19 protein-coding genes are annotated in these 23,971 nt (G+C 71.9%); 11 read left to right on the top strand and 8 right to left on the bottom strand.

Features of this window, described 5'->3' with window-relative positions; genetic code table 11:
* The first annotated feature begins 201 nt into the window (after positions 1–201).
* On the top strand, positions 202–1,026 hold the full coding sequence (locus AB0411_RS13310; RefSeq protein WP_366417794.1) for an SDR family oxidoreductase: 825 nt from the start codon (positions 202–204) through the stop codon (positions 1,024–1,026).
* A gap of 38 nt (positions 1,027–1,064) precedes the next feature.
* Here the strand turns inward: AB0411_RS13310 and AB0411_RS13315 are convergent, their stop codons facing one another.
* Genes AB0411_RS13315 through AB0411_RS13335 form a run of 5 tightly spaced genes read right to left on the bottom strand, consistent with a single transcriptional unit; the run spans position 1,065 to position 6,858 of the window.
* The gene (locus AB0411_RS13315; protein ID WP_366417414.1) at positions 1,065–2,375 is read right to left on the bottom strand and encodes a DUF58 domain-containing protein; all 1,311 of its coding nucleotides are present in this window, start codon (positions 2,373–2,375) and stop codon (positions 1,065–1,067) included.
* A gap of 9 nt (positions 2,376–2,384) precedes the next feature.
* Entirely contained in the window at positions 2,385–3,350 is a 966-nt protein-coding gene (locus AB0411_RS13320; protein ID WP_366417415.1) for an AAA family ATPase, read from the bottom strand.
* Positions 3,331–4,560 carry a DUF4350 domain-containing protein gene (locus tag AB0411_RS13325; RefSeq protein WP_366417416.1) on the bottom strand — a complete coding sequence of 410 codons (1,230 nt, stop codon included), beginning with the start codon at positions 4,558–4,560 and terminating at the stop codon, positions 3,331–3,333. Before AB0411_RS13325 ends, AB0411_RS13320 begins: the two co-directional genes overlap by 20 nt.
* Positions 4,557–5,231 (bottom strand): DUF4129 domain-containing protein, encoded by a 675-nt coding sequence (locus AB0411_RS13330; RefSeq protein ID WP_366417417.1) that lies wholly within the window; start codon positions 5,229–5,231, stop codon positions 4,557–4,559. The genes AB0411_RS13325 and AB0411_RS13330 overlap by 4 nt, the downstream gene beginning before the upstream one ends.
* A gap of 22 nt (positions 5,232–5,253) precedes the next feature.
* On the bottom strand, positions 5,254–6,858 hold the full coding sequence (locus AB0411_RS13335; RefSeq protein ID WP_366417418.1) for a DUF7544 domain-containing protein: 1,605 nt from the start codon (positions 6,856–6,858) through the stop codon (positions 5,254–5,256).
* Between the two features lie 152 nt (positions 6,859–7,010).
* Here AB0411_RS13335 and mtnA point away from each other — a divergent pair, with 152 nt between their 5' ends.
* From mtnA to AB0411_RS13370, 7 genes are all read left to right on the top strand, one after another.
* Complete coding sequence (gene mtnA / locus AB0411_RS13340) at positions 7,011–8,177, top strand: S-methyl-5-thioribose-1-phosphate isomerase (protein WP_366417419.1); 1,167 nt, start codon at positions 7,011–7,013, stop codon at positions 8,175–8,177.
* On the top strand, positions 8,174–8,851 hold the full coding sequence (mtrA, locus tag AB0411_RS13345; protein WP_086719443.1) for a two-component system response regulator MtrA: 678 nt from the start codon (positions 8,174–8,176) through the stop codon (positions 8,849–8,851). Before mtnA ends, mtrA begins: the two co-directional genes overlap by 4 nt.
* Position 8,852: 1 nt before the next feature.
* Positions 8,853–10,964 carry an MtrAB system histidine kinase MtrB gene (gene mtrB, locus AB0411_RS13350; RefSeq protein ID WP_437041925.1) on the top strand — a complete coding sequence of 704 codons (2,112 nt, stop codon included), beginning with the start codon at positions 8,853–8,855 and terminating at the stop codon, positions 10,962–10,964.
* A complete protein-coding gene (locus AB0411_RS13355) occupies positions 10,954–12,837 on the top strand; it encodes an LpqB family beta-propeller domain-containing protein (RefSeq protein ID WP_366417421.1) in 1,884 nt (627 codons plus the stop codon). The genes mtrB and AB0411_RS13355 overlap by 11 nt, the downstream gene beginning before the upstream one ends.
* Positions 12,838–13,159: 322 nt before the next feature.
* Positions 13,160–13,885: a ComF family protein gene (locus AB0411_RS13360; RefSeq protein WP_366417422.1), complete on the top strand. Its 726-nt coding sequence runs from the start codon at positions 13,160–13,162 to the stop codon at positions 13,883–13,885.
* A gap of 293 nt (positions 13,886–14,178) precedes the next feature.
* A complete protein-coding gene (hpf, locus tag AB0411_RS13365) occupies positions 14,179–14,868 on the top strand; it encodes a ribosome hibernation-promoting factor, HPF/YfiA family (protein ID WP_366417423.1) in 690 nt (229 codons plus the stop codon).
* A 230-nt stretch (positions 14,869–15,098) separates the two neighbouring features.
* Complete coding sequence (locus AB0411_RS13370) at positions 15,099–15,860, top strand: response regulator transcription factor (RefSeq protein ID WP_366417424.1); 762 nt, start codon at positions 15,099–15,101, stop codon at positions 15,858–15,860.
* Positions 15,861–15,983: 123 nt separating this feature from the next.
* Here AB0411_RS13370 and AB0411_RS13375 read toward each other — a convergent pair whose 3' ends face one another.
* Both AB0411_RS13375 and AB0411_RS13380 read right to left on the bottom strand, forming a co-directional pair.
* Positions 15,984–17,213 (bottom strand): winged helix-turn-helix domain-containing protein, encoded by a 1,230-nt coding sequence (locus AB0411_RS13375; protein WP_366417425.1) that lies wholly within the window; start codon positions 17,211–17,213, stop codon positions 15,984–15,986.
* 168 nt (positions 17,214–17,381) lie between these two features.
* Positions 17,382–18,005 carry a GNAT family N-acetyltransferase gene (locus tag AB0411_RS13380; RefSeq protein WP_366417426.1) on the bottom strand — a complete coding sequence of 208 codons (624 nt, stop codon included), beginning with the start codon at positions 18,003–18,005 and terminating at the stop codon, positions 17,382–17,384.
* Positions 18,006–18,257: 252 nt separating this feature from the next.
* On the opposite strand from AB0411_RS13380, the gene secA reads away from it, so the two are divergent.
* Positions 18,258–21,092, top strand: coding sequence for a preprotein translocase subunit SecA (gene secA, locus AB0411_RS13385; protein ID WP_366417427.1), 2,835 nt, complete (start codon positions 18,258–18,260; stop codon positions 21,090–21,092).
* 125 nt (positions 21,093–21,217) lie between these two features.
* Here the strand turns inward: secA and AB0411_RS13390 are convergent, their stop codons facing one another.
* Positions 21,218–22,270 carry an Rv3235 family protein gene (locus AB0411_RS13390; RefSeq protein WP_366417428.1) on the bottom strand — a complete coding sequence of 351 codons (1,053 nt, stop codon included), beginning with the start codon at positions 22,268–22,270 and terminating at the stop codon, positions 21,218–21,220.
* Positions 22,271–22,567: 297 nt separating this feature from the next.
* Here AB0411_RS13390 and AB0411_RS13395 point away from each other — a divergent pair, with 297 nt between their 5' ends.
* On the top strand, positions 22,568–23,074 hold the full coding sequence (locus AB0411_RS13395; protein ID WP_366417429.1) for a DUF6912 family protein: 507 nt from the start codon (positions 22,568–22,570) through the stop codon (positions 23,072–23,074).
* A 105-nt stretch (positions 23,075–23,179) separates the two neighbouring features.
* The gene (locus AB0411_RS13400) at positions 23,180–23,842 is read left to right on the top strand and encodes an HAD family hydrolase (protein ID WP_366417430.1); all 663 of its coding nucleotides are present in this window, start codon (positions 23,180–23,182) and stop codon (positions 23,840–23,842) included.
* The last annotated feature ends 129 nt before the right edge of the window (positions 23,843–23,971 follow it).

Below are 23,971 nucleotides of genomic sequence, written 5' to 3' on the forward strand. Positions count from 1 at the left end.
TGGTACTGCAGGGGGGACCCTGTGGGAGAGTAGGACGCCGCCGAACAATCTTTGTGGGAAGCCCCGCACCGTATGGTGCGGGGCTTTTCCGCGTTCTAGGAGTGCCTCGTTCGTATCTCCCGGCGCCGGTGCGGGACCATTTTTGGGTGAGGCCGTCGGCATCGAGTGGTGAGTGCCCTACGGTGGGGCGCCATGAGCGCCATGAGGGTTCTGATCATCGGCGGCAGTGGGTTTCTTGGGGCGGAACTTGTGCGTCGAGCCACCGCCGCGGGCTGGGAAACGGCGGCGACATATTGTTCCCGTCCTGGCGACCTTGCCGGAGTCGCGTGGTACCAGCTCGACCTTCGCGTGCCCGGGCACGTTGATGAGGTGCTGGCTGGGGTTGCCCCCTCCGCCGTCATCAATGCGACGAGCGGAGGGAGCGACTGGGCGGTCACCGCTGACGGCTCGGTCTACGTGGCGATGGCTGCGATGAGAAGGGGTTGCCGACTGGTCCACGTTTCCAGTGACGCTGTGTTCTCCGGTTCGCGGATTCGCTATGACGAGAGCTGTCTGCCGGATCCGGTCACCCCGTACGGCGCGGCAAAGGCCGCCGCTGAGACCGCCGTGCGACTCCTCGCGCCGGCTGCTGCGGTCGCACGCACGTCATTGATCATCGGGCACGGCGGTTCTGTGCATGAGCGCATGGTGCACGCTCTGGCTACCGGTACCGGCGATGGCGTCCTGTTCACCGATGACTTCCGCTGCCCGGTGCATGTCGATGATCTGGCATGCGCTCTGTGGGAACTCGCAGTGTCCGATCAGGCCGGGATGTTCCACCTCGCCGGGGCGGATGCTCTCAGTCGTCACGAACTCGGCTTACTCATTGCCCAACGCGATGGGCTCGACGCGGCCCGGCTGTCTGTGGGGTGCCGGGCGGAGGCGCGTATCCCCGGGGCTCTCGACGTTCGCCTCGACAGCAGGGCCACGCAGCGGCGGGTACGTACACGGCTGCGTGGGGCCCGGGAGTTCCTCCGGGTTCGGTAGGTCGGAGACGGGGTCCCGGGGGCCGGCGTCGCGCGGCCTTACAGGCGGCCGGCGGACTTCAGGGTGAGGTAGGCGTCGGCGAGGTCGGGGGCCAGGCGGGTAGGGGTGGAGTCGATGACGGTGATGCCGTGGTGGCGCAGGCGGTCGGCGGTGCGGCGGCGGGCGGCGTGGGTCTGTTCCGCGGCGGCGGCTGCGTAGACGGCCTGGGGGGTGTGACGGCCGGCGGCCAATTCCTCGATGCGGGGGTCGGCCACGGCCGCGACGATGAGTTCGTTGCGCTGGGTGAGGCTGGGGAGGACGGGCAGCAGGGCTTCCTCCACGGGAGCTGCGTCCAGGCCGGTGAAGAGCACGATGAGGGACCGGCGCGGGGTGCGGCGGTGGATGGTGGCGGCCAGGCCGCGGGCATCCGCTTCGACCAGTTCGGATTCGAGGGGGGCCAGGGCCTCGGTCAGGGCCGGGAGGACATCGCGTGCGGTGCGGCCTTGGACGGAGGCGCGTATGCGGCGGTCGTAGGCGAGCAGGTCCACGCGGTCGCCGGCGCGGGCTGCGAGGGCGCCCAGCAGCAGGGCGGCGTCCATTGAGGCGTCGAGGCGGGGGATGTCGCCGACGCGGCCGGCGGAGGTACGGCCGGTCTCCAGGACGAGCAGGATGCGTCGGTCGCGCTCGGGGCGCCAGGTGCGGACCGCGAGGTTCTGCCGGCGGGCGGTGGCGCGCCAGTCGATGGAGCGGGTGTCGTCGCCGGGGGTGTAGTCGCGGAGGCTGTCGAACTCGGTGCCTTCACCGCGGGTGAGGACGCTGGTGCGGCCGTCGAGTTCGCGGAGGCGGGCGAGCTTGGCAGGGAGGTGCTTGCGGCTGGTGAAGGGCGGCAGGACACGAAGCGTCCAGGGGACGTGCCGGCTTCCTTGCCGGGCGGCCAGGCCGAGCGGTCCGTGGGAACGGACGGTGACGCGTACCGCCTGATGGTCGCCGCGGCGGGTGGGGCGGAGCGTCGTGGTGAGACGGCGGCGTTCGGCGGCGGGGATGCGCACGGTGTGGCGGGAATCGGGGACGTCGGCACCGGGATGGAAGGAGCTCGGGGGCCAGGCGTCACGGATCTGGGCGCGCAGGGTGCGGCGGCTCGGGTTGGTGACGGTGAGGTACGTGGTGGCTTCTCCCGTTAGTCGAACTGTTGTGTCACCGGTTCGAGTGATAAGGAGCTTTCGCACTGGCGCGGCGAGCGCGAGATCGCACAGGATTGCTAGCAGCAAGGCGAGTTGGACGGTGAGGATGCCGAGCCAGCTGGGCAGCACGAAGCCGACGAAGAGGGCTCCGAGTGCGGAGATGAGGGCGGTGCGTCCGGTGAGGGCCACGGTGTCGTCTCAGCGGGGGACGGGGAGATGAGCGAGAACGGCGTTGATCACGGAGTCTGCGGTGACTCCTTCCATCTCCGCTTCCGGGCGGAGCTGGATGCGGTGGCGGAGCGTGGGAAGGGCAAGGGCCTTGACGTCGTCAGGGGTGACATAGTCGCGGCCGGTGAGCCAGGCCCAGGCTCGTGATGTGGAGAGCAGGGCGGTGGCGCCTCGGGGGGAGACGCCGAGGGAGAGTGAGGGGGACTCACGGGTGGCACGGCAGATATCGACGATATAGCCGGTGACTTCAGGGGAGACGGCGGTCTTGGCGACCGCGGCCCGGGCAGCGTCGAGGTCGGCGGTCGAGGCGACGGGGCGCAGCCCCGCGGCACCGAGGTCGCGCGGGCTGAAGCCGGCCGCGTGGCGCGTGAGGATGTCTATCTCGTCATGGCGGGCGGGAAGCGGCACCGTCAGCTTCAGCAGGAAGCGGTCGAGTTGGGCCTCGGGGAGCGGATAGGTGCCCTCGTACTCCACGGGGTTCTGGGTGGCAGCCACCAGGAACGGCTCGGGGAGGGGGCGAGCCGTGCCGTCGACGGTCACCTGCCGCTCCTCCATGGCCTCGAGCAGGGACGCCTGGGTTTTCGGAGGCGTGCGGTTGATCTCGTCGGCCAGCAGGAGGTTGGTGAAGACGGGGCCCGGCTGGAAGGAGAACTCCGCGCTGCGGGCGTCGTAGACCAGTGAGCCGGTGACATCGCTCGGCATCAGGTCGGGGGTGAACTGGACGCGCTTGGTGTCGAGTTCGAGGGCGGCCGACAGGGCGCGGACGAGCAGGGTCTTGGCGACGCCGGGAGCGCCTTCGAGAAGCACATGACCGCGGCAGAGGAGTGCGACGACCAGCCCGGTGACGGCGGGGTCCTGGCCTACGACGGCCTTGGCTATCTCGGTGCGCAGGTCCTCCAGGGAGGTTCGGGCGCTGTCAGCGGTCGGGGTGCTCACGGGGGGCGTGCCTCTCTTGGGAAACGATCGAGGATTCGAGTGCGTCGAGTTGGTCGGCCAAGTGCACCAGGGCCTTGTCGTCCGCGGGGGCCGGGCCGAAGAGCAGGGCGTGGAGGTCGGCGCCGGCGTCGGGGACGGAGGCCAAGTGGGCATGGACGGCGGGCAGAAGGACGTCGGCAGTGTGGGCGTGCGCCGAGGCCACGCCGAGGAGGGGGGCGAGACGTGTGCGGGTTGCCGAACGCAGCACGTCGGCGGCCCGGTCGCGGGCGTTGGCCTGCTCGTAGAGGCGGGCGTGGCCTTCGGTGGTCTCGGCGGCAGGGACGGTGACGGGGAGCTTCTCCGCGACCAAGGGGCCGAGGCGACGGGCACGCCACACGGCAGTGCACACGGCGGCGAGGACGAGCTGGAGCAGGGCCCAGCGCCAGCCGGAAGGGATGAGGCCGAAGAAGCTGCGCTGGTCGTCCTGAGCGGATGACGGGTCGCTCACGGAGGGGAGATACCAGATCAGATGCTTGTGCGTACCGAGGAGTTGCAGGGCGAGCGAGGCGTTGCCGCGCTCGGCCAGATGGTGGTTGTAGAAGAGGTCGGCGGAGCCGAGGAGGACGGTGTCGCGGCCGCTGCCGGGGGCCGGCAGGCGCAGCAGAGAGGGGTGGCCGCCGCCGGGGTAGCAACGGTCGGCTCCGGCGGCGTCGGTGACGTAGCGGAGGCCGCCGAGGAGAGCACTGCCCGCGCGGCGGGCCTCGGGGAGGGCGCAGGCGGGCCCGCGCACCGGGACACCGGCCGGGGGCTTCATCCGGACGCCGGGGGCGAAGGTTTCGAGGGGCGCCGCGCCAGGGGCGAGCAGGACGGTGCGGCCGGGAGTGTGGGAGGTCGCGGCGTGCAGACCCGTCAGCTGATCCGGCGTCAGCACGTCAGGATCGGTGACGAGCAGGGTGGTGCCGGGGCCGGCCGCTGCGGCTGCCTGCTCGGACGTGGTCACGACCTGGGTGGAGACACCGTGGGAGGCGAGGAGTTGGGAGAGCGCCCGGCTTCCCGTCCGGTCCGCGGAGCGGGGGTCGAGCCGCCCGTGCTGTTCGCCGGACTGCAGGGCGCCCAGGACCACACCGCTGACGACGAGCAGGAGGAGTGCGAGCAGCGGGCCGCGGGACCGGGTCCAGGTGCCACGAGCGGTGGCGGCGGGCGCCGGGGCGGCCGGGGCGGTCGTCGTCATCCGTGGCTCCCGGTCGGGGTGGTGGCCAGGGCCGGTTTGGCGTGCTGCAGCTCGGTGTCGAGGGCGGCCAGGAGGGTGTACGCCTCTTCCGTTCCGGGGCGGCCGCCGTATGTGACGTCGTCGAAGGTGCGGGCCGCGGTGCGGAGCCGGTCGGCGTACGCGGGAAATGCCCGGCCGGCTTCGGCGGAGGCTTCGTCAGCGGTGCGGCCGGGGCCGGGGGTGAGCAGTGTGCGCTCTTCCAGGGCGAGGACGAGGGCGCGCATGCGGTCCTGGATCGCCTGGTTCCAGTGGCCCTCGGCGGCGTGCCGGTCCGCGGCCGAACGGTGTTCGGTCGCGGTGCGGGGTGCTTCGGTGAAGAGTGCGCCGCTGGTGGTCGGGGTGCGGCGCACCGCACCGAGCCGCAGCCGGAGGGCGACGATCAGCAGAACGACGAAGGCGGCGATGGCCAGGAGTCCGATCCAGCCTCCCGGGGTGGTGCCGGCGGCCGCCGTGAAGAGGTCGTCGATGCGCGCCCAGAGCCAATCGAGGGCCTGCTGGATCGGGTTGGGGTCGTGCTGGTGGTACCGGGGATCGGACAGCTCGCGTTCGGCCGCCTCGCGGGCGGGGACGCGTGGAGTCCTCACCGGTATGTCGTCGTCGGAGCGCGCCATGAGGCGTCCGAGCGCGGTCATGTTCCCCCCTCTGGTCACCGCATCAGCTTCCCGGCGCGGCGTCGTCGGGGCGTTGCCCGGGGCCGTCGGCGGGCGTGGTGCCGGTGGCCGTGGGGTCCGTGGGGGCCGTGCTGCCGGTGGTGCCCGCCTCGGGGGTGTCTGCTTCGGTGCCGTCCTTCGGCGAGACGACTGTACTGGGGCTGTCCGGCTTGGAGTTGTCCGCCTCCGCTCGGTGCGCCCGGGCGTCGTCGGGGGCCGGAGCGGCAGCGGTCGGCGCCTGTCCGGTGGTTGTGGGAGCGGGCGTGGCCGGGGGCGCGGCGGGAGCGTCGGCGCCGTAGCCGGGGAGACCCGCGGCGCGGGCGAGTTCGAGGTCGAGTGCCTCGCGGCGGATGCGCTGGTCCACGTACAGGAGCGCGGTGACGCCGGCGGTGATCGGGAAGGTGATGGTGGAGCTGATGACGGCTCCGATGCCCAGCACGATCAGGAACGACCAGCTGGTGGTGTTGCTGGTGCCGTTCGCCCAGTCGATGAGGCTCTCGCCGCCGATGAGGAAGGCGGCGATGGTCGCCGGGATCTGGATGATGAACTCGACGATGCCCACCAGGAGGAAAGCAAGGAGCTGCACCCCCAGCACGCGCCACCAACTGCCCCGTACGAGCTTCGCGGAGCGGCGCATGGCAGGGATGACGCCCTGCTTCTCCAGCATCAGGGCGGGGGAGGCGAGGCTGTAGCGGACCCCCAGCCAGACGCTCACCACACAGGCGGCCAGCCCGCCGAGCAGGGTGAGGAGCAGGCCCGCTTCCAGCGGGCCGGCGCCGGTGGCGGTGAGGATCAGGCCGGGAGCCATGCCGACCGTGACTATCGCCATGATGATCAGGGGCAGCAGGACGAGCAGGCCGAGCAGGCGGGGGAGCTGGGGGCGCGCGTCGCGCCAGGCTTCCCCGGCGGTCACCGAGCGGCCCAGGACGGCACGGCTCACGACCATGGTCAGGAGCCCGGTGACGACGATGGTGGCGAGCAGCCCGATCGCCGAGGTGATGCCGCTGGCGGCGAGCGAACTGCCCATGTCGTTCAGGGTCTGGCGGAGCGGCGGGACATTGTCGCTCGACAGCGAGGGCTCGCGGCCGGAGCCCTGGAACCAGATGCCGGTGACGGCGGTGATGGCGGTCTGGGCGACGACCGCGACGATCAGCGAGATGCCCAGGACCGTGCGCCAGTGGGCGCGCATGGTGGCGACCGCACCGTCGAGGATCTCGCCGACGGCGAGCGGGCGCAGCGGGATGACACCGGGCTTGGCGGCCTGCGGCGCCGGTGCCCAGGCGCCGCCCCAAGGGGGCTGGTTGCCGGGGTGGCCGCCCCACTGACCGGAGTGGCCGCCCCAGCCGGCACCGCCTGCTCCGGGCGACGACGCACGGGCACGGTCGCCGGCCCTGCTGCGGCCGCTGTTCCCGTGGGGGCCGCTCTGGCCGGGGATGCCGGTGGGGGCCGACCACTGGCCGGAAGGCGGCTGTTCCTTGGACCAGTTCGGTGGGGGCGACTGCTCGCCGGAGGAGTACTGGTCTTCTTGAGGGGGCTGTTCCTGAGTGCCGCGGCCCGGCTCTTCGGAGGGAGAGGATCCGGGCGAAGCCCAGCCCGGAGAGTTGTTCATCGTCGCTCCTTCTTGCTGCCCGTCCGCCGGGGCGGCCGGGATCCGGGGTCCGCGGTGGCAGTCATCGTGTCATGGCTGTCGCCGTTGTGTACCGGTGCCCGGAGTGCGAGGAGACCTTCTGCTGGAGGGGCGATCGGCGGCAGACTGAACGGATGGGCGATCAGTACGAGGTATCCGAGGCGGGCGTCGAGGCGCTCACCATTCCGTCGTTGCGCTGGGAGGAGCCGCCCGAGGGGCCCGTCGTGGTCCTCCTTGATCAGACCCGGCTGCCGGCCGAGGAGGTCGAGCTCGTCTGCACGGACGTCCCGGCGCTGGTCCAGGCGATCCGGACGCTGGCCGTGCGCGGGGCGCCGCTGCTGGGCATCGCCGGTGCCTATGGCGTCGCGCTGGCCGCGGCGCGGGGCTTCGACGTGGAAGAGGCGGCGGAGGCGCTGGCGCAGGCCCGGCCGACCGCGGTCAATCTGGGCTGGGGCGTACGACGGGCGGCTGCCGCGTACCGCACCGCGGCGGCCGGCGGGCCCGACGCCCAGGCGGCAGCGGCGCTGGCCGAGGCGCGGGCCGTGCACGACGAGGACATCGAGGCCAGCGCACGCATGGCGGCGCACGGGCTGGGGCTGCTGGGCGAGCTGCTGCCGGGCGGCGGTCACCGGATCCTCACGCACTGCAACTCCGGGGCGCTGGTGTCCGGGGGCGAGGGCACCGCCCTGGCGGTGGCGCTGGCGGCGCACCGTGCCGGTGAGCTGCGCCGTCTCTGGGTGGACGAGACGCGGCCGCTGCTGCAGGGGGCGCGGCTGACCGCCTACGAGGCGGCCCGGACGGGTATGGCGTACACGGTGCTCCCGGACGGCGCGGCAGGGTCGCTGTTCGCCGGGGGTGAGGTGGATGCGGTGCTGATCGGCGCGGACCGGATCGCGGCGGACGGATCGGTGGCGAACAAGGTCGGCAGCTATCCCCTGGCGGTACTGGCGCGGTACCACCACGTTCCCTTCGTGGTGGTGGCCCCGACCAGCACGGTGGATCTGGAGACCGAGGAGGGGTCGGACATCGAGGTGGAGCAGCGGCCGGGCCATGAAGTGACGGAGTTCTCGTTGCCGTATGCGCAGGGGCCCGGGGCGGAGGCGGGCACCGGCATACCGGTGGCTCCGCTGGGCGCACAGGCCTACAACCCGGCCTTCGACGTCACTCCGGCGGAGCTGGTGACGGCGATCGTCACGGAGGCCGGGGTGGTGTCGCCGGTGACCCGGAACGGCCTGGCAGGGGTGTGTTCCACATCACGATGGAGTAAGTCACGATCAGGTAATGGGATGATGGCCGAATGAAGGGACGCGTCCTGGTCGTCGACGACGACACCGCACTGGCAGAGATGCTCGGCATCGTGCTGCGCGGCGAAGGCTTTGAACCGTCGTTTGTGTCGGACGGTGACAAGGCCCTTGCGGCCTTCCGCGAGACCAAGCCCGATCTTGTCCTGCTCGATCTGATGCTGCCGGGCCGGGACGGTATCGAGGTGTGCCGGCTGATCCGCGCCGAGTCCGGCGTGCCGATCGTCATGCTGACCGCCAAGAGCGACACGGTGGACGTGGTGGTCGGGCTCGAATCGGGCGCGGACGACTACATCGTCAAGCCGTTCAAGCCCAAGGAGCTGGTGGCCCGCATCAGGGCGCGCCTGCGGCGCTCGGAGGAGCCGGCGCCCGAGCAGCTGGCGATCGGTGACCTGGTCATCGATGTGGCGGGCCACTCGGTGAAGCGCGAGGGGCAGTCCATCGCCCTGACCCCGCTGGAGTTCGATCTGCTGGTGGCGCTGGCGCGCAAGCCGTGGCAGGTGTTCACGCGTGAGGTGCTGCTCGAGCAGGTCTGGGGCTACCGGCATGCCGCCGACACCCGGCTGGTCAACGTCCATGTGCAGCGGCTGCGCTCCAAGGTCGAGAAGGACCCGGAGCGGCCGGAGATCGTGGTGACCGTGCGCGGGGTCGGCTACAAGGCCGGGCCCAGCTGAGATGACCCGGGACGGTTCGGCCCCGGAGGGAAAGCGGGGGCGCACCGTCGGCCCGGCGGGTGATATGTCCTTTTCCGGGAAGGTGTCCGCCTGGTTGCTGCGCGGAGGGCAGCTGCTGCCCGACGGCGCGGTGAGCGGGCCGGTGCACCCCCTGCTCCGGCTCTTCAGCCGCTGGGTGCGGCGGCCGCTGCTGCCCGCCCTGCGGCTGTGGCGGCGCAACATCCAGCTGCGCGTGGTGGCGACCACGCTGCTGATGTCGCTGGCCGTGGTGCTGCTGCTCGGCGTGGTGGTCGTCGGCCAGGTTCGTAACGGCCTGCTCACGGCCAAGGCGCAGGCCGCGCAGAGCCAGGCCGTGGGCGGCTTCAGCGTCGCCCAGAAGATGGCCGACGGCGCCGACGACACCCGGCCCGACGACACCGCGCGCACCGGCAACCGAGGCACCCAGGACTCCGCGACCTGGCTGACCGGCCTGGTCGAGCAGCTCGCCAGCGGCGGGCAGGGCGTCTTCTCGGTCGTGGCGCTCAGCTCCGACTCCGACGAGCCGTTCGGCGACTCCAGCCCCGGTACCCGTGGCCCGCGCGCCTCCGGCGACGTCGATCCCGAGCGGAGCGTGCCGCTCGAACTGCGGCGGAAGCTGGAGACCAAGTCCGGGACGTTCCGCCAGTACACCGAGATCAAGCGCATCGGGTCGGACGACGGCGTATCCGCGCTGATCATCGGCAAGCGGCTGAACGACGTCAACAGCAACCAGTACCAGCTCTACTACCTTTTCCCGTTCAGCCAGGAAGAGGAGTCGCTCAAGCTGGTCACGGGGACGCTGGCGACGGCCGGGGTCTTCGTCGTGATCCTGCTCGGCGCGATCGCCTGGCTGGTGGTCCGGCAGGTCGTTACGCCGGTACGGATGGCCGCGGGGATCTCCGAGCGGCTGGCCGCCGGCCTCCTCCAGGAGCGGATGAAGGTCACCGGCGAGGACGACATCGCCCGGCTGGGCGAGTCCTTCAACAAGATGGCGCAGAACCTCCAGGTCAAGATCCAGCAGCTGGAGGAGCTCTCGCGGATGCAGCGCCGCTTCGTCTCCGACGTCTCGCACGAGCTGCGTACGCCGCTGACGACCGTGCGGATGGCGGCCGATGTCATCCACGACGTGCGGGACGAGTTCGACCCCGTCACCGCACGCTCCGCCGAGCTGCTGCGCGGCCAGCTCGACCGCTTCGAATCCCTGCTCGCGGAGCTGCTGGAGATCAGCCGGTTCGACGCCGGGGCGGCCGCGCTGGAGGCCGAGCCGATCGATCTGCGCGATGTGGTGCACCGCGTCATCGAAGGTGCCGAGCCGCTCGCCGAGCGCAAGGGCACCCGGATAGTGGTGCGCGGCGGCGAGCAGCCCGTGATCGCCGAGGCCGACACCCGCCGGGTGGAGCGCATACTCCGCAATCTGGTCGTCAACGCCGTCGAGCACGGTGAGGGCCGCGACGTGGTGGTGCGGCTGGCGTCCGCGGGCAGCCGCAGCGGCGGCGCGGTGGCCGTCGCGGTGCGCGACTACGGCGTCGGCCTCAAGCCCGGCGAGGCCGCCCGCGTCTTCAACCGCTTCTGGCGTGCGGACCCGGCCCGGGCCCGTACGACCGGCGGTACGGGGCTGGGCCTGTCCATCGCCGTCGAGGACGCCAGGCTGCACGGCGGCTGGCTGCAGGCCTGGGGCGAGCCGGGCGGCGGCTCGCAGTTCCGGCTGACGCTGCCCCGTACGGCCGGTGAGACGCTGCGCGGGTCCCCGATCCCCCTGGAGCCGGAGGACTCGCGGCGCCACCGCGGACTGGACGAGTCGGGGCGGCCGAGGGCCGGGGCGGAGCACAAGGCGTCTACGATCCCGGTGCAGGCGCGTACCCCGGAGGCGGGTGACGCGGCCGCTGTCCCGGAGCCGAAGGTGTCCTGGCCGGCGGCCGACCCGGTGGCACTGCCCGGCAGCGGCGCCCGGGTGGTGCCGCAGGGCGGGAGTGTACGGAGCGAAGAGGCGGCGCACGGCGACAGCGTGCGCGCCGATGAGCCGGACCGCGAGGGCGGGGCCGAGCAGGAAGCCGAACGGGGCGTGGATCGGGAAGGCGGGCTGCGTGGAAACTGAGCGCGGAGGCGAGCGCGGGGAGGGGACCGGTTCCCGCGGGCGCGCTCGCAGGGCTGCCGGGCCGGTGCGGAAGGTGCTGCTGCTCGGCTGCGCGGCGGCGCTGCTGGCCGGGTGTGCGTCGATGCCCGACAGCGGGGAGGTCACGGCGGTCGACCAGTCGCCGCGCTCCGAGGGCGAGTCGCAGGTGCGGGTCTACGGCGTTCCCCCGCAGGACGGCGCGCAGCCGACCAACATCGTGCGCAGCTTCCTCGACGCCACGACCAGTGACGAGGCGGACTTCCGTACGGCCACCCAGTATCTGGCCAAGTCGGCGAAGCGGACCTGGCGGCCGTTCCAGGTGACCAATGTGCTCCAGGAGCGCCCGAAGCCCGAGCCGAAGTCCCTGCCCAACCGGGAGGACTCGAACGGCTACACGGTCACCCTCTCCGGCAGCCAGGTGGCGGCGGTGGACGACCACCACGCCTACACCCCCGAGGAGCGGCCGTACCGCCAGACGATCCACCTCATCAAGGAGGGCGGCCAGTGGCGTATCGACCGGCTGCCCAACGGGCTGGTGCTCGGGCTGTCCGACTTCCAGCGCATCTACCGCTCCGTCAACAAGTACTACTTCGCGTCCTACAACTCGGAATCGGGGGAGCCGAAGGCGGGCAAGAACGTGCTCGTCGCGGACCCCGTCTACCTGCGGCAGCGAATAAAGCCGATCACCTCCAGCGTGGAGGCGCTGCTGTCCGGGCCGACCGACTGGCTGAACCATGTGACGACTTCGGCCTTCCCGACCGGCACCCGGCTCGCCGCGCATGATCTGGCGCTGGACGACTCCAACGCGCTGCGGGTCAAGCTCAGCAAGGGCGCGGTGAACACCGACGCCGCCCAGTGCAAGCAGATGGCGGCTCAACTCTTCTTCACCGTGCAGGACATGACACGGGCTTCGAAGGTCAGCGAGGTGGAGCTCGAGGACAACAGCGGCAACTCGCTGTGCGCGCTGTCCCAGGAGCAGGCCGAGCGCGACTTCGCCCCGTCCCCGACCATCGGGGGTTCGGGCAAGGAGTACTTCATCGACGCCGACCACAAGGTCGTCGGCATGTCGGACTCGGCCACCGAACCGATGCCGGTGCGCGGGCCGTTCGGCACGGGCAAGACTCCGCTGCGCTCGGTCGCCATCTCGCGCGGCGAGGACACCGCGGCCGGTGTGTCGAGCGACGGCCGGTCCCTGTACGTGGCGGCCATGGAGGACGGCATCGGGCGCGGCGATCCGCTGCTGACCAGTACGGGTGCGGCCAAGAACCCCGATACGGGGCTCACCACGCCGAGCTGGGACGGCCTGGGCGACCTGTGGATCGCGGACCGCGACGCGCACGGCTCGCGGCTGTTGCGGTTGCGCGAGGGCAAGGGCGCCCCCGAAAAGGTGGCGGTGCCCGGGCTCGGCGACAGGCGGATCAAGGCGATCAAGGTGGCCGCCGACGGCATCCGGATCGCGGTTCTGGTGGAGGACAAGGGCCGTACGACGCTCCAGCTGGGCCGGGTCGAGCGCGGCGGAAGTTCGGAGCACCCGGAGCTCTCGGTGCAGGAACTGCGGCCGATCGCACCGCAGTTGGAGGACGTGGTCGCCGCGTCCTGGGCGGGCGGCAGCAGGCTGGTGGTCGTCGGGCGGGAGTCCGGCGGAGTGCAGCAGATGCAGTTCATGGAGACCGACGGCTCGGCGTCCAACGCGCAGACCCTGCCCGGCGTCAACGGCGTCATCGCGGTGGCGGCCTCGGAGGACGAGACCAGGCCGTTGATCGCCGATGCCACGGAGGGCATCGTGCGGCTCCCTCCGGACGCGAACTGGAAGACCGTGGCGAAGGACGGGACGGCGCCGGTCTATCCGGGGTGAGTGGTGGCGTGAGCAGCGCGGGGGATCGGCGGCCGGTGGTCGGTGACCCGTGATCGGCGCCGGGGCGGACGGCCGGGCGCGTGAAGGAAGACGGCATCGGACCGACTCCGAATGCCGGGACCGGACGGCTCCCGGCCGCCGCGGCGTGCGGGTGATCCGGCCCGCCGCCGACCTGTTCCGTGCCCGCTGACCTCCGGTTCCGTTGCTCTCCGGAGCCGCGGGCCGGCGCGTCACCGGCACCCCGTTCCGCAGATCCGCAGCTCCGCGGCCATGGTTGTCCACAGGGGTGGTGGCCGGGCGTGGACGGCGGGACAGTGGAGTCATGCAGGGGGTGTGGCGCGAACTGGCCGGTCTGGTGCTGCCGGTCGACTGTGCGGGGTGTGGCCGGCCGCGTACGGAGCTGTGCGCGGAGTGTCGCCGGGCGCTGGCCCGGGACGGGCGCGGGCCGCGGCGGGTGCGTCCGTGGCCGGCTCCGGCGGGTCTGCCCCGGGTGTGGGCCGGGGCGCCGTACGCCGACGAGGTGCGGGCGGTGCTGCTGGCGCACAAGGAGCGCGGCGCCCTGCGGTTGGCCGGTCCGCTCGGAGAGGTGCTGGCCGGGGCCGTGCGGGGGCTGGGAGGCGGGAGCCACCAGCTGCTGGTGCCGGTGCCTTCGGCCAGGAGAGCCGTGGCCGGGCGGGGCCATGACCCGGTGCGCAGGACGGCGCTGGCGGCGGCGCGGGAACTGCGGCGGTCGGGCGCGGGAGCGCGGGTGCTCGCGGTGGTGCGGCAGCGTCGTGCGGTGTCCGACCAGGCGGGGCTGAGCGCCCGGGAGCGGCTGGCGAACGTCGCCGGTGCACTGGCGGTGCCGGGTGCGGCCGGGAGGCTGCTGACGGGGCGGTCAGTGGTGCTGGTGGACGATCTGGTGACCACGGGGGCCACCCTCGCCGAGGCGGCCCGGGCGGTCGCGGAGGTCGGTGGCCGGGTCGTCGGGGCCGCGGTGGTGGCCGCGCCGCGCAGTGCTTTCGCCATCGAGGAGGCAGTGACGGTGTCTTTACCACGCGGTGGGTAGACGACGAGGAAAAGTCACCCAAATGGAGCCGAGGGCTCCGAGGGGGTGCCGACATCCGTCCGGGAGAGCTATGTTCGGTTGTGAGGACTTGGCGGGTGTTTTGCCTCGAATGTCGTGATGAATGCGTTCAGGGGCGTTTGAGCCGACCCTGAAAACGGGGGAGTGGAGAGCTTGTCGTCGGGGGAGGAGGAGGTGAAAGTCGCCAAGTCCGAGGCTTCGGCAACCACCGGAGCCTGGTGCAAGAAGGAATTGCTCCGCCTGATGAGCGGAGCGATCCGGGAACGGAGTTCTGCGTGGACATCGTCGTCAAGGGCCGCAAAACAGAGGTGCCCGAGCGGTTCCGCAAGCACGTGGCCGAGAAGCTGAAGCTGGACAAAGTCCAGAAGCTCGACGCCAAGGTGATCAGCCTGGACGTCGAGGTGTCCAAGGAGCCCAACCCGCGGCAGGCCGACCGTTCCGACCGAGTGGAGATCACCCTCCACTCCCGTGGCCCGGTGGTCCGGGCCGAGGCCGCCGCAGCAGATCCGTACGCCGCGCTGGATCTGGCCACCGCGAAGCTCGAGGCACGGCTGCGCAAGCAGCACGACAAGCGCTACTCGCGTCGCGGCAACGGCCGCATCCCGGCGAGTGAGGTCGCCGTCAGCGTGCCGGACGCCGCGAGCCTGAACACCAACGGTGAACTGGCCGCCGCCGAGGCCGCCCAGACGGTGCCGACCACGAAGATGGGGTGCATCGACGTCCAGGGCGAAGGACCCCTGGTCGTCCGCGAGAAGACCCACTCGGCCGCGCCGATGCTGCTCGACCAGGCACTCAACGAGATGGAGTTGGTCGGGCACGACTTCTACCTCTTCGTCGACGCCGACACCAAGCTGCCGAGTGTCGTCTACCGGCGGCACGCCTATGACTACGGAGTCATTCACTTGAACCCCGACTTGTTCGGGGGAGAGGAGCCCGGCGGCGCAGGCGGCGCGCTGGGCGGCTGAACCCCATCCGCTCGGTGCCCCCGGCGCACGCCGGGGGCACCATCGTGCCCGGAGGGGGCAGGAGTTGAAGCCGTATAGTCTTTGTGCCGGCCAGGGAGTATGTGGGCGCGAGACGGCGACATGCCGGGGAGGCGGTCGTATGGCATTGATCGGGCTGGCAGGGGGCTGTTGTCAACCAGCCTTACGCGCAAACTCCGGCCGCGCGGCCGAGTAGTTGACGGGGAGGACCAATGGGGGACAGTTTCGGGCCCGTGCGCGGCATCGCGGACGGCGACCACAGCGCTGCCGGGGGTGACGACGGCACCGACCGGGCCGTCAGTGTGCCGCGGCAGGAGCCGATCCGGGTCCTGGTCGTGGACGACCACGCGCTGTTCCGGCGGGGCCTGGAGATCGTGCTGGCCCAGGAAGAGGACATCCAGGTCGTCGGCGAGGCGGGGGACGGCGCGGAGGCGGTCGACAAGGCCGCGGATCTGCTGCCCGACATCGTGCTGATGGACGTGCGGATGCCCAAGCGCGGCGGGATCGAGGCATGCACCTCGATCAAGGAAGTGGCCCCCAGCGCAAAGATCATCATGTTGACGATCAGCGACGAAGAGGCCGATCTCTACGACGCGATCAAGGCCGGCGCCACCGGTTACCTCCTCAAGGAGATCTCCACCGACGAGGTGGCGACCGCGATCCGCGCCGTGGCGGACGGCCAGTCGCAGATCAGCCCGTCGATGGCGTCCAAGCTCCTGACGGAGTTCAAGTCGATGATCCAGCGCACGGACGAGCGCAGGCTGGTGCCCGCGCCCCGGCTCACCGACCGTGAGCTGGAGGTCCTCAAGCTGGTCGCCACGGGCATGAACAACCGCGATATCGCCAAGGAACTCTTCATCTCCGAGAACACGGTGAAGAACCACGTCCGCAACATCCTGGAGAAGCTGCAGCTGCACTCCCGGATGGAAGCGGTGGTGTACGCGATGCGGGAGAAGATCCTCGAAATCCGGTGAGCGGGCCGGCCGTGGCGGTGGCCTGATGGCGAGCGGCCACCCGGTGAGCGATGGTCCGCTGCGCCGGTGACCGGGGGCCGGTGACCGGAGGCCTGGCCGGCCTTCGGAGTCGTCGGCCGATGCCTATTGGTCGCTCGTGCGGGTGAGTTCCGTGCGCAAGGCGGTGGCCAGCCTCCGGTCGTCGCAGCGCTCGACGCGTACGTCGTCGCAGCCGACCCAGGTCGCGGCCTCCCGGAGGGCCTGGGCCATCGGGGCGACGGCCTTGGAGTCCTGCATCGAGACCTGGCGGGCGATGAGGGTGGTGCCCTCGCGCGCCGGGTCCACCCGGCCCACCAGCCGGCCTCCTGCCAGCAGGGGCATCGCGAAATACCCGTGGATCCGCCGGGGACGAGGGACGTACGCCTCCAGCCGGTGGGTGAAGCCGAAGATCCGCTCCGTGCGCGGCCGGTCCCAGATCAGGGAGTCGAAGGGCGAGAGCAGGGTGGTGCGGTGCCGGCCGCGGGGCGGAGCGGCCAGGGCGGCGGGGTCGGCCCATGCGGGCTTGCCCCAGCCCTCCACCTCGACCGGGACCAGCCCGGAGTCCGCGATCACGGCATCGACCTGTTCGGCCTTGAGACGGTGGTAGTCCGCGAGGTCGGCGCGGGTGGCCACCCCCATCGCGGCGCCGGCCTGGGCGACCAGACGGCGGATGCACGTGGAGTCGTCGAGATCGTCGTGGAGCAGGGCGTCCGGGACGGCGCGCTCGGCGAGGTCGTAGACGCGCTTCCAGGCGCGGCGCCGGGTGCAGACCACCTCGCCGGTGTCCAGCAGCCACTCCACCGCGATCTTGGTCTCGGACCAGTCCCACCACTCCCCGCCGTTGCGGCCGCCGCCCAGCTCCGAGGTGGTCAGCGGGCCGTCGGCCTTCAGCCGGTCCAGGACGGCGGCGCAGGAGCGCTCGGAGTTCTCCATGACGTGCCAGCGGTGGCCCTTGGCGCGGCGGGCACGGCGGCGGAAGGCGAAGTGCGGCCACTCCTCGATGGGCAGGATGCAGGCGGCGTGCGACCAGTATTCGAAGCTGTGGGGGCGCGGCGCGGGTGCGTCGGAGGGAGCCGTGCTCCAGTAGGCGGCCTCGACGGCGGTGCGGCCGACGGCGCCGAGCCGGGCGTAGGGAACCAGCTCGTGGGAGCGGGCCAGCACCGAGATCGTGTCCAGCTGGACCGCGCCCAGGTGCCGCAGCACCCCGCGCACACCCGCCCGGCGGTCCGGGGCGCCCAGCAGCCCCTGGGCACGCAGTGCTATCCGCCGGGCCTCGTCGTGGGACAGGGCGGTCACGGGCTGTGGCAGAGGCGTGGGCTGTGTCACGGCGGTCATGGGGCACAGCGTAGGGGCGGGTACTGACAACGGCCCCGGGCGCGGGAATCGCCGCTGGTGGCGGCGCTACCCGCGCCCGGGAAGAGGCGTTCGGCCGTGGCGCGGCGGGCGGGCCCCGGGCGGCTCGCGCGGCAGGTGCGCAGCCGGCCGGGCGGCGGCTGCCGGTGATCAGCCGGGGAAGGGCAGATACGGCGTCGCGTCCGGAAGGCGGGTGCCGGCGGAACGGGCCGGTGCGGTCTCCCCGGGCAGGTCGGACGGGAGCAGGGAGCCGATCCACACGTCCCGGCGGGTGCCCCCGCGCACCAGCTGGGCGCGCAGCGTGCCCTCCATATGGAAGCCGAGTTTGCGGGCCACCGCCCGGGAGGCTTCGTTCCCGGCCTCCGCGTGCCACTCCAGGCGCTCCACCCCCAGCTCGCGGAAGGCCCAGCGCAGCACCGCGCGGGCCGCCTCGACCGTGTACCCCCGGCCGCGGTGCTCCTTGGCGGTCCAGTAGCCCAGCTCGGCCTGCCGTTCGGGGGTGTGCAGCCGGCCGAGGCGTACCAGACCCGTCGCGCCCACCAGGGAACCGTCCGCCCGGGAGACGACGGCGAAGTGGTACGCGGTGTCGTCGCGCCAGCTTCCGGGGACGACCGTGCCCACGAAGTGTTCCGCGTCCCCGACCCCGTACGGTGAGGGGACGCTCGTCCAGCGCGGAATGCCGGGGTCCTGGCACGCGGCGTGCACCGCGGGCGCGTCGGAGGGCTCGAAGGGACGCAGCACCAGGCGCTCGGTGGTGAGGGTGACGGGCTCCATGACGTGAGTCTGCAAGGGGGCGGACGGTGAGGCGAAGGGTTTTCCGCGGGATTCCCCGCGGCTGCCCGGCACCTTCTCGCGGCCTCGTGCGTTCACGCTGGGGAGGGGGCAGCGGGGTTCGCTGCGGCGTACCTCCCGGCCCGGCAGCGTCCTCCTTTACGATGGCCGTTGCGGCGGGGCCTGCCCCCTTGGAAAAATGCCGCGCCCGCGCACTCGACCGTGCAGGCCCGACCGGCAAGGAGACCAGCCCAAGTGTCCGTCTTGACGAAGATCATGCGTGCAGGCGAAGGAAAGATCCTGCGCAAGCTGCACCGCATCGCGGGCCAGGTCAACTCCATCGAGGAGGATTTCGCAGCTCTGTCCGACGCTGAGCTGCGGGCGCTCACGGATGAGTACAAAGAGCGTTACGCCGACGGCGAGAGCCTCGATGACCTGCTGCCCGAGGCGTTCGCCACGGTCCGCGAGGCCGCCAAGCGCGTGCTCGGCCAGCGGCACTACGACGTTCAGCTGATGGGTGGCGCGGCCCTTCACCTCGGTTATGTGGCGGAGATGAAGACCGGTGAGGGCAAGACCCTCGTCGGTACCCTCCCGACGTACCTCAACGCGCTGTCCGGCAAGGGCGTCCACCTCATCACGGTGAACGACTACCTGGCCGAGCGCGACTCCGAGATGATGGGCCGGGTCCACAAGTTCCTGGGCCTGACGGTCGGCTGCATCCTCGCCGACATGACGCCGGCCCAGCGCCGCGAGCAGTACAACTGCGACATCACCTACGGCACGAACAACGAGTTCGGCTTCGACTATCTGCGCGACAACATGGCCTGGTCGCAGGACGAACTCGTCCAGCGGGGCCACAACTTCGCGGTCGTCGACGAGGTCGACTCGATCCTCGTCGACGAGGCCCGTACGCCGCTGATCATCTCCGGCCCGGCCGACTCCGCCACCAAGTGGTACGGCGACTTCGCCAAGTTGGTGAAGCGCCTGAAGCGGGGCGAGGCCGCCAACCCGCAGCGCGGCATCGAGGAGACCGGCGACTACGACGTCGACGAGAAGAAGCGCACCGTCGGCATCCACGAGTCCGGTGTCAGCAAGGTCGAGGACTGGCTGGGCATCGACAACCTGTACGAGTCGGTGAACACCCCGCTCGTCGGCTACCTCAACAACGCGATCAAGGCCAAGGAGCTCTTCAAGAACGACAAGGACTACGTCGTCATCGACGGCGAAGTCATGATCGTCGACGAGCACACCGGCCGTATCCTCGCCGGCCGCCGCTACAACGAGGGCATGCACCAGGCCATCGAGGCGAAGGAAGGGGTGGAGATCAAGGACGAGAACCAGACGCTCGCCACGATCACCCTGCAGAACTTCTTCCGCCTCTACGACAAGCTCTCCGGCATGACCGGTACGGCCATGACCGAGGCCGCCGAGTTCCACCAGATCTACAAGCTCGGTGTCGTCCCGATCCCGACGAACCGCCCGATGGTCCGCATGGACCAGGCGGACCTGATCTACCGCACCGAGACCGCGAAGTTCGACGCGGTCGTCGAGGACATCGTCGAGAAGCACGGCAAGGGCCAGCCGATCCTGGTCGGCACCACCTCGGTCGAGAAGTCCGAGTACCTCTCCCAGCAGCTCAACAAGCGCGGTGTCTCCCACGAGGTGCTCAACGCCAAGCAGCACGACCGTGAGGCGCCGATCATCGCGCAGGCCGGCCGCAAGGGCGCGGTGACGGTCGCCACGAACATGGCCGGCCGCGGTACGGACATCAAGCTCGGCGGCAACCCCGACGACCTCGCCGAGGCGGAGCTGCGCCAGCGCGGCCTGGACCCGGTCGAGCACGTCGAGGAGTGGGCGGCCGCGCTGCCCGCCGCCCTGGAGCGCGCCGAGGCCGCGGTCAAGGCGGAGTTCGAGGAGGTCAAGGAGCTCGGCGGGCTCTACGTCCTGGGCACCGAGCGGCACGAGTCGCGGCGGATCGACAACCAGCTGCGCGGTCGTTCCGGCCGTCAGGGCGACCCCGGCGAGTCGCGGTTCTACCTGTCCCTGGGCGACGACCTGATGCGGCTGTTCAAGGCGCAGATGGTCGAGCGGGTCATGGCGATGGCCAACGTCCCCGACGACGTGCCGATCGAGAACAAGATGGTGACGCGGGCGATCGCCTCCGCCCAGTCGCAGGTCGAGCAGCAGAACTTCGAGACGCGCAAGAACGTCCTGAAGTACGACGAGGTGCTCAACCGCCAGCGTGAGGTCATCTACGGCGAGCGCCGCCGCGTCCTGGAGGGCGAGGATCTGCAGGAGCAGGTCACGCACTTCATGGAGGACACCATCGACGCCTACATCCAGGCGGAGACCGTCGAGGGCTTCGCCGAGGAGTGGGACCTGGACCGCCTGTGGGGCGCCTTCAAGCAGCTCTACCCGGTCAAGGTGACGGTCGAGGAGCTGGAGGACGAGGCCGGCGACCGCGCGGGCCTGACCGCCGAGTTCATCGGCGACGCCGTCAAGGACGACATCCACGAGCAGTACGCCGCCCGCGAGGAGCAGCTCGGCTCGGACATCATGCGTGAGCTGGAGCGCCGGGTCGTGCTGTCCGTCCTGGACCGCAAGTGGCGTGAGCACCTCTACGAGATGGACTACCTCCAGGAGGGCATCGGCCTGCGGGCGATGGCCCAGAAGGACCCGCTGGTCGAGTACCAGCGCGAGGGCTTCGACATGTTCACCGCCATGATGGAGGGCATCAAGGAGGAGTCCGTCGGCTACCTGTTCAACCTGGAGGTCCAGGTCGAGCAGCAGGTCGAGGAGGTCCCGGTGCAGGAGGCGGCGGAGCCGACCTCGCTGGACAAGGCCGCGCAGGACGTGGTGCCCGCCGGTGCGGGGCGCCCGGAGATCCACGCCAAGGGCCTGGAGGCGCCGCAGCGGCCGGACCGGCTGCACTTCTCCGCTCCCAAGGTGGACGGCGACGGCAGCATCGTCGAGGGCGACTTCATCAGCGACGAGGAGGCCGCCGGGCCGGCCCGTTCCGAGGCGGACGGCCTGACCCGTGCCGAGCGCCGCAAGGCCCAGAAGAGCGCCGGGCGCCGCCGTAAGAAGTGAGCGACCAGCAGTGAGCGGTGCGGCGGCCCGGGAACGGGCCGGCCGCGCCGTGTGACGGGGGCGCCCCGGCCGGAGACCGGCCGGGGCGCCTTTGTGTTCGCAGGCCACCCGGCGGTGTCCGCAGGTCACCCGGCCGGGCCGCGGACGGCCGGGGCCGGGCCGATGTCGAGGGCGGCGCAGCGCCACCGCGAGTCGGCACCCAGTTCCAGCCGGAAGGCCAGCGCCCGCAGCCGCCCGTCCGCGGCGATCCGGGCGAAGGCCTCGATGACGCCGCGGCGCGGCCGGCACAGGCCGCAGTCGCGCACGGTGGGGGCGGCGGTGGCGCGGCCGGCGGGTGCGAGCGGCCGCAGCGGCGCCTGCGGGGCGAGTTCCGCGAGCCGGTCGTACGCGGCGGGCAGCGCATGCCCCAGCAGGGCGTGCACGGGGCGCTGCCCGCTGAGCGCGAGCACCAGCTGATGGGCGAACCAGTGATGCGGCCGGTTCTCGTGCGCCCGGCGCTGTGCCCCGACGGTCGGCAGGGGGACGCCGGCCGCATTGACGGGTGTGGGCTGTGCGCCGCTGCGGGACTGCCGGCTCGCGGCGGCGGCCAGGGCGGCGGGGCGGCCGGTGCGCGGCGCGGTACGGGTGGGGCCCCGGCCGGCGGGGCCGGAGCCCGGGTCGCGACGCCCCGGACCGGCGTGCCGGCCGGACGAACCGGGGCCGCTCCCGGCGGGGCCGAGGGGACGGCGCTCGGCGGCGGGGGAGCGGCGGGGGCGGGGGACGGCGGGGACCGGTTCCGGTGCGGCGGCGGTGGGGCGCGTACGGGGGCCGTGGTCGTCCGGGGTGCCGGTGGACGCAGCGGGTGCGATGCCGGCGTAGGGAGCGTACGGAGCGGGTGTGCTGCCGGGGGACGGAGCGGGTGTGCTGCCCGTGGACGACCTGGGCGTGGCGGGAGGCGAGGCGGGCGTCGTGCCGGCGGCCGGTGCGGGGGTCGCACGCCGCGCGGTGGGCTCGGCACCGGCGCGCGCGGAGGGCCGCATGCCGGGCGCGCTGCCCCGTGGTGCAGCGGGTCGCGTGCCGCGCTCGCCGAGGGCCGGTGCGGCGGATCGGGCGGTGCGCCCGGTGGCGGTGGGTGCGCCGAGCGCCGTGGCGCTGGACGCCGTGGTGTGGTGCGCCGTGGTGCTGTGTGTGCCGGTCATGGTGTGGATCGCCCCCGTGGTGCCGGGCCCGTGAATTACTGGGCGGTAGCTTTCTTGGTGGGGAACTTCGTATCGGCGCGCTCGGGGCGGCAGCAAGGCGCGGAGGGGCCGGAACGAGGGGTGGGCAGAGTTCACCCGTCCGTGTCGCGGGCTTGAGGAGAGGCCCGGGGAGCGGGGTGGGGGACGGGTTCCCGGCGGGCGCCGCGGGGGGTGCGGGGGCGGCACGATGGGGGACTCGCGCCCGTATGCTGGCGGGACAATCTTCGGAGTCGAGCGAATCGAGCGGAAGCGGCTGCCATGCGCGTCTACGTCCCCCTGACCCTTTCCGGACTCGCAGAGGCGCACAAGAACGGTGAGCTGGGCCCCGGCACCCTGGACGCGTACGCCGTCACGCCCGCGCTGCGCGAGTGGTACGTCTCGGACGACATCGAGGAGCTGGAGTACGCCGCGCTGAACCGCGCCGCGCAGGCCTCGCTGCGGCTGCTCGCCGGGCACCCGGACCTGGCGCGGCGGCGGGTCGTGGTGGCCGTGGACGTGGCGGACGGCGCGGCCGCGTCGGACCCGGACCGCGGGCTCGACCCGTCGTCGCTGGGCGAGGTGCGGGTGGTCGGTCCGGTGCCGTTGTCGAAGGCCGCCGCCGTGCATGTGGATGCCGCGGACGCGGAGGCGGACATCGCGGCGGCCGCGGCGGCGCTGGGTGCGGCGGACCAGGGCGATGACGACGCGCAGTTCACGGTCGACGGCGCCGAGGACCACGACCTGATGTGGTTCGGGGTGCAGGAGATCCCGCATCTGATCGGCTGAGGGCGCGGGCCGCGGCTCCGGCTCGGCGGATCCTGCTCCGGTGTCAGTGGCGGCGGGTACTTTTTCTTCAGGGGGAAGCGCACGGGCAACGACGTGGGGGACCACATGGGGAAGCACGCGACACACATCGTCTGGGACTGGAACGGCACCCTGTTCCACGACATCGACGCCGTCATCGGAGCGACGAACTCCGCCTTCGCGGAGATCGGCCTGGAGCCGATCACGCTCGAAACGTACCGGGACCTGTACTGCGTGCCCGTGCCGCGGTTCTACGAGCGGCTGATGGGGCGGCTGCCGACGGACGCCGAGTGGCTGGTGATGGACGAGGCGTTCCACCGCCACTACAGCACGCACCGCCTGGGCTGTGAGCTGGCCGAGGGCGTGCATCAGCTCCTGGAGGGGTGGCAGGCGGCCGGGCGCAGCCAGTCGATCCTGAGCATGTACGGGCACGACGAGCTGCTGCCGATCGTGCGCGACTTCGGGATCGAGTCGCGGTTCGTGCTGGTGGAGGGCAGGACCGGGCCGTCCGGGGGCACCAAGAGCGCGCACATGGTGCGGCATCTGGCGGCGATGGAGAGCGTGGACCCGCGGCGTACGGTCGTGATCGGCGACGCCGTGGACGATGCCGTGGCCGCGCGGGACGCGGGCGCCCACGCGGTGCTCTACACGGGCGGGTCGCACAGCCGGGCGAGCCTGGCGGCCGCCGGGGTGCCGGTGGTGGACACCCTCGCCGAGGCGGTCGAGCTGGCGGGCGACATAACCCTCTAGCGCCGCCCGCGCGGGTGCCGGGCAGATGTGCCCATGCGCTGCTGCCGTGCGGGCCCGCCGGGCCTGCCGGCGCCATGAGGCCACGCATACGCCGCCCCGGCGCACCGTTGTCCAGAAGGTCTAAGTTCG

This window comes from Streptomyces angustmyceticus (assembly GCF_040701845.1).
Lineage (GTDB): Bacteria > Actinomycetota > Actinomycetes > Streptomycetales > Streptomycetaceae > Streptomyces > Streptomyces angustmyceticus_A.

Excerpts from the sequence above, each read along its gene's own strand:
- AB0411_RS13310 (WP_366417794.1), top strand. The coding sequence starts at position 202 with ATGAGGGTTCTGATCATCGGCGGCAGTGGGTTTCTTGGGGCGGAACTT.
- AB0411_RS13325 (WP_366417416.1), bottom strand. The coding sequence starts at position 4,560 with ATGACGACGACCGCCCCGGCCGCCCCGGCGCCCGCCGCCACCGCTCGT.
- AB0411_RS13330 (WP_366417417.1), bottom strand. The coding sequence starts at position 5,231 with ATGACCGCGCTCGGACGCCTCATGGCGCGCTCCGACGACGACATACCG.
- AB0411_RS13335 (WP_366417418.1), bottom strand. The coding sequence starts at position 6,858 with ATGAACAACTCTCCGGGCTGGGCTTCGCCCGGATCCTCTCCCTCCGAA.
- mtnA (WP_366417419.1), top strand. The coding sequence starts at position 7,011 with ATGGGCGATCAGTACGAGGTATCCGAGGCGGGCGTCGAGGCGCTCACC.
- mtrA (WP_086719443.1), top strand. The coding sequence starts at position 8,174 with ATGAAGGGACGCGTCCTGGTCGTCGACGACGACACCGCACTGGCAGAG.
- mtrB (WP_437041925.1), top strand. The coding sequence starts at position 8,853 with ATGACCCGGGACGGTTCGGCCCCGGAGGGAAAGCGGGGGCGCACCGTC.
- AB0411_RS13360 (WP_366417422.1), top strand. The coding sequence starts at position 13,160 with ATGCAGGGGGTGTGGCGCGAACTGGCCGGTCTGGTGCTGCCGGTCGAC.
- AB0411_RS13370 (WP_366417424.1), top strand. The coding sequence starts at position 15,099 with ATGGGGGACAGTTTCGGGCCCGTGCGCGGCATCGCGGACGGCGACCAC.
- AB0411_RS13375 (WP_366417425.1), bottom strand. The coding sequence starts at position 17,213 with ATGACCGCCGTGACACAGCCCACGCCTCTGCCACAGCCCGTGACCGCC.
- AB0411_RS13380 (WP_366417426.1), bottom strand. The coding sequence starts at position 18,005 with ATGGAGCCCGTCACCCTCACCACCGAGCGCCTGGTGCTGCGTCCCTTC.
- AB0411_RS13390 (WP_366417428.1), bottom strand. The coding sequence starts at position 22,270 with ATGACCGGCACACACAGCACCACGGCGCACCACACCACGGCGTCCAGC.
- AB0411_RS13395 (WP_366417429.1), top strand. The coding sequence starts at position 22,568 with ATGCGCGTCTACGTCCCCCTGACCCTTTCCGGACTCGCAGAGGCGCAC.
- AB0411_RS13400 (WP_366417430.1), top strand. The coding sequence starts at position 23,180 with ATGGGGAAGCACGCGACACACATCGTCTGGGACTGGAACGGCACCCTG.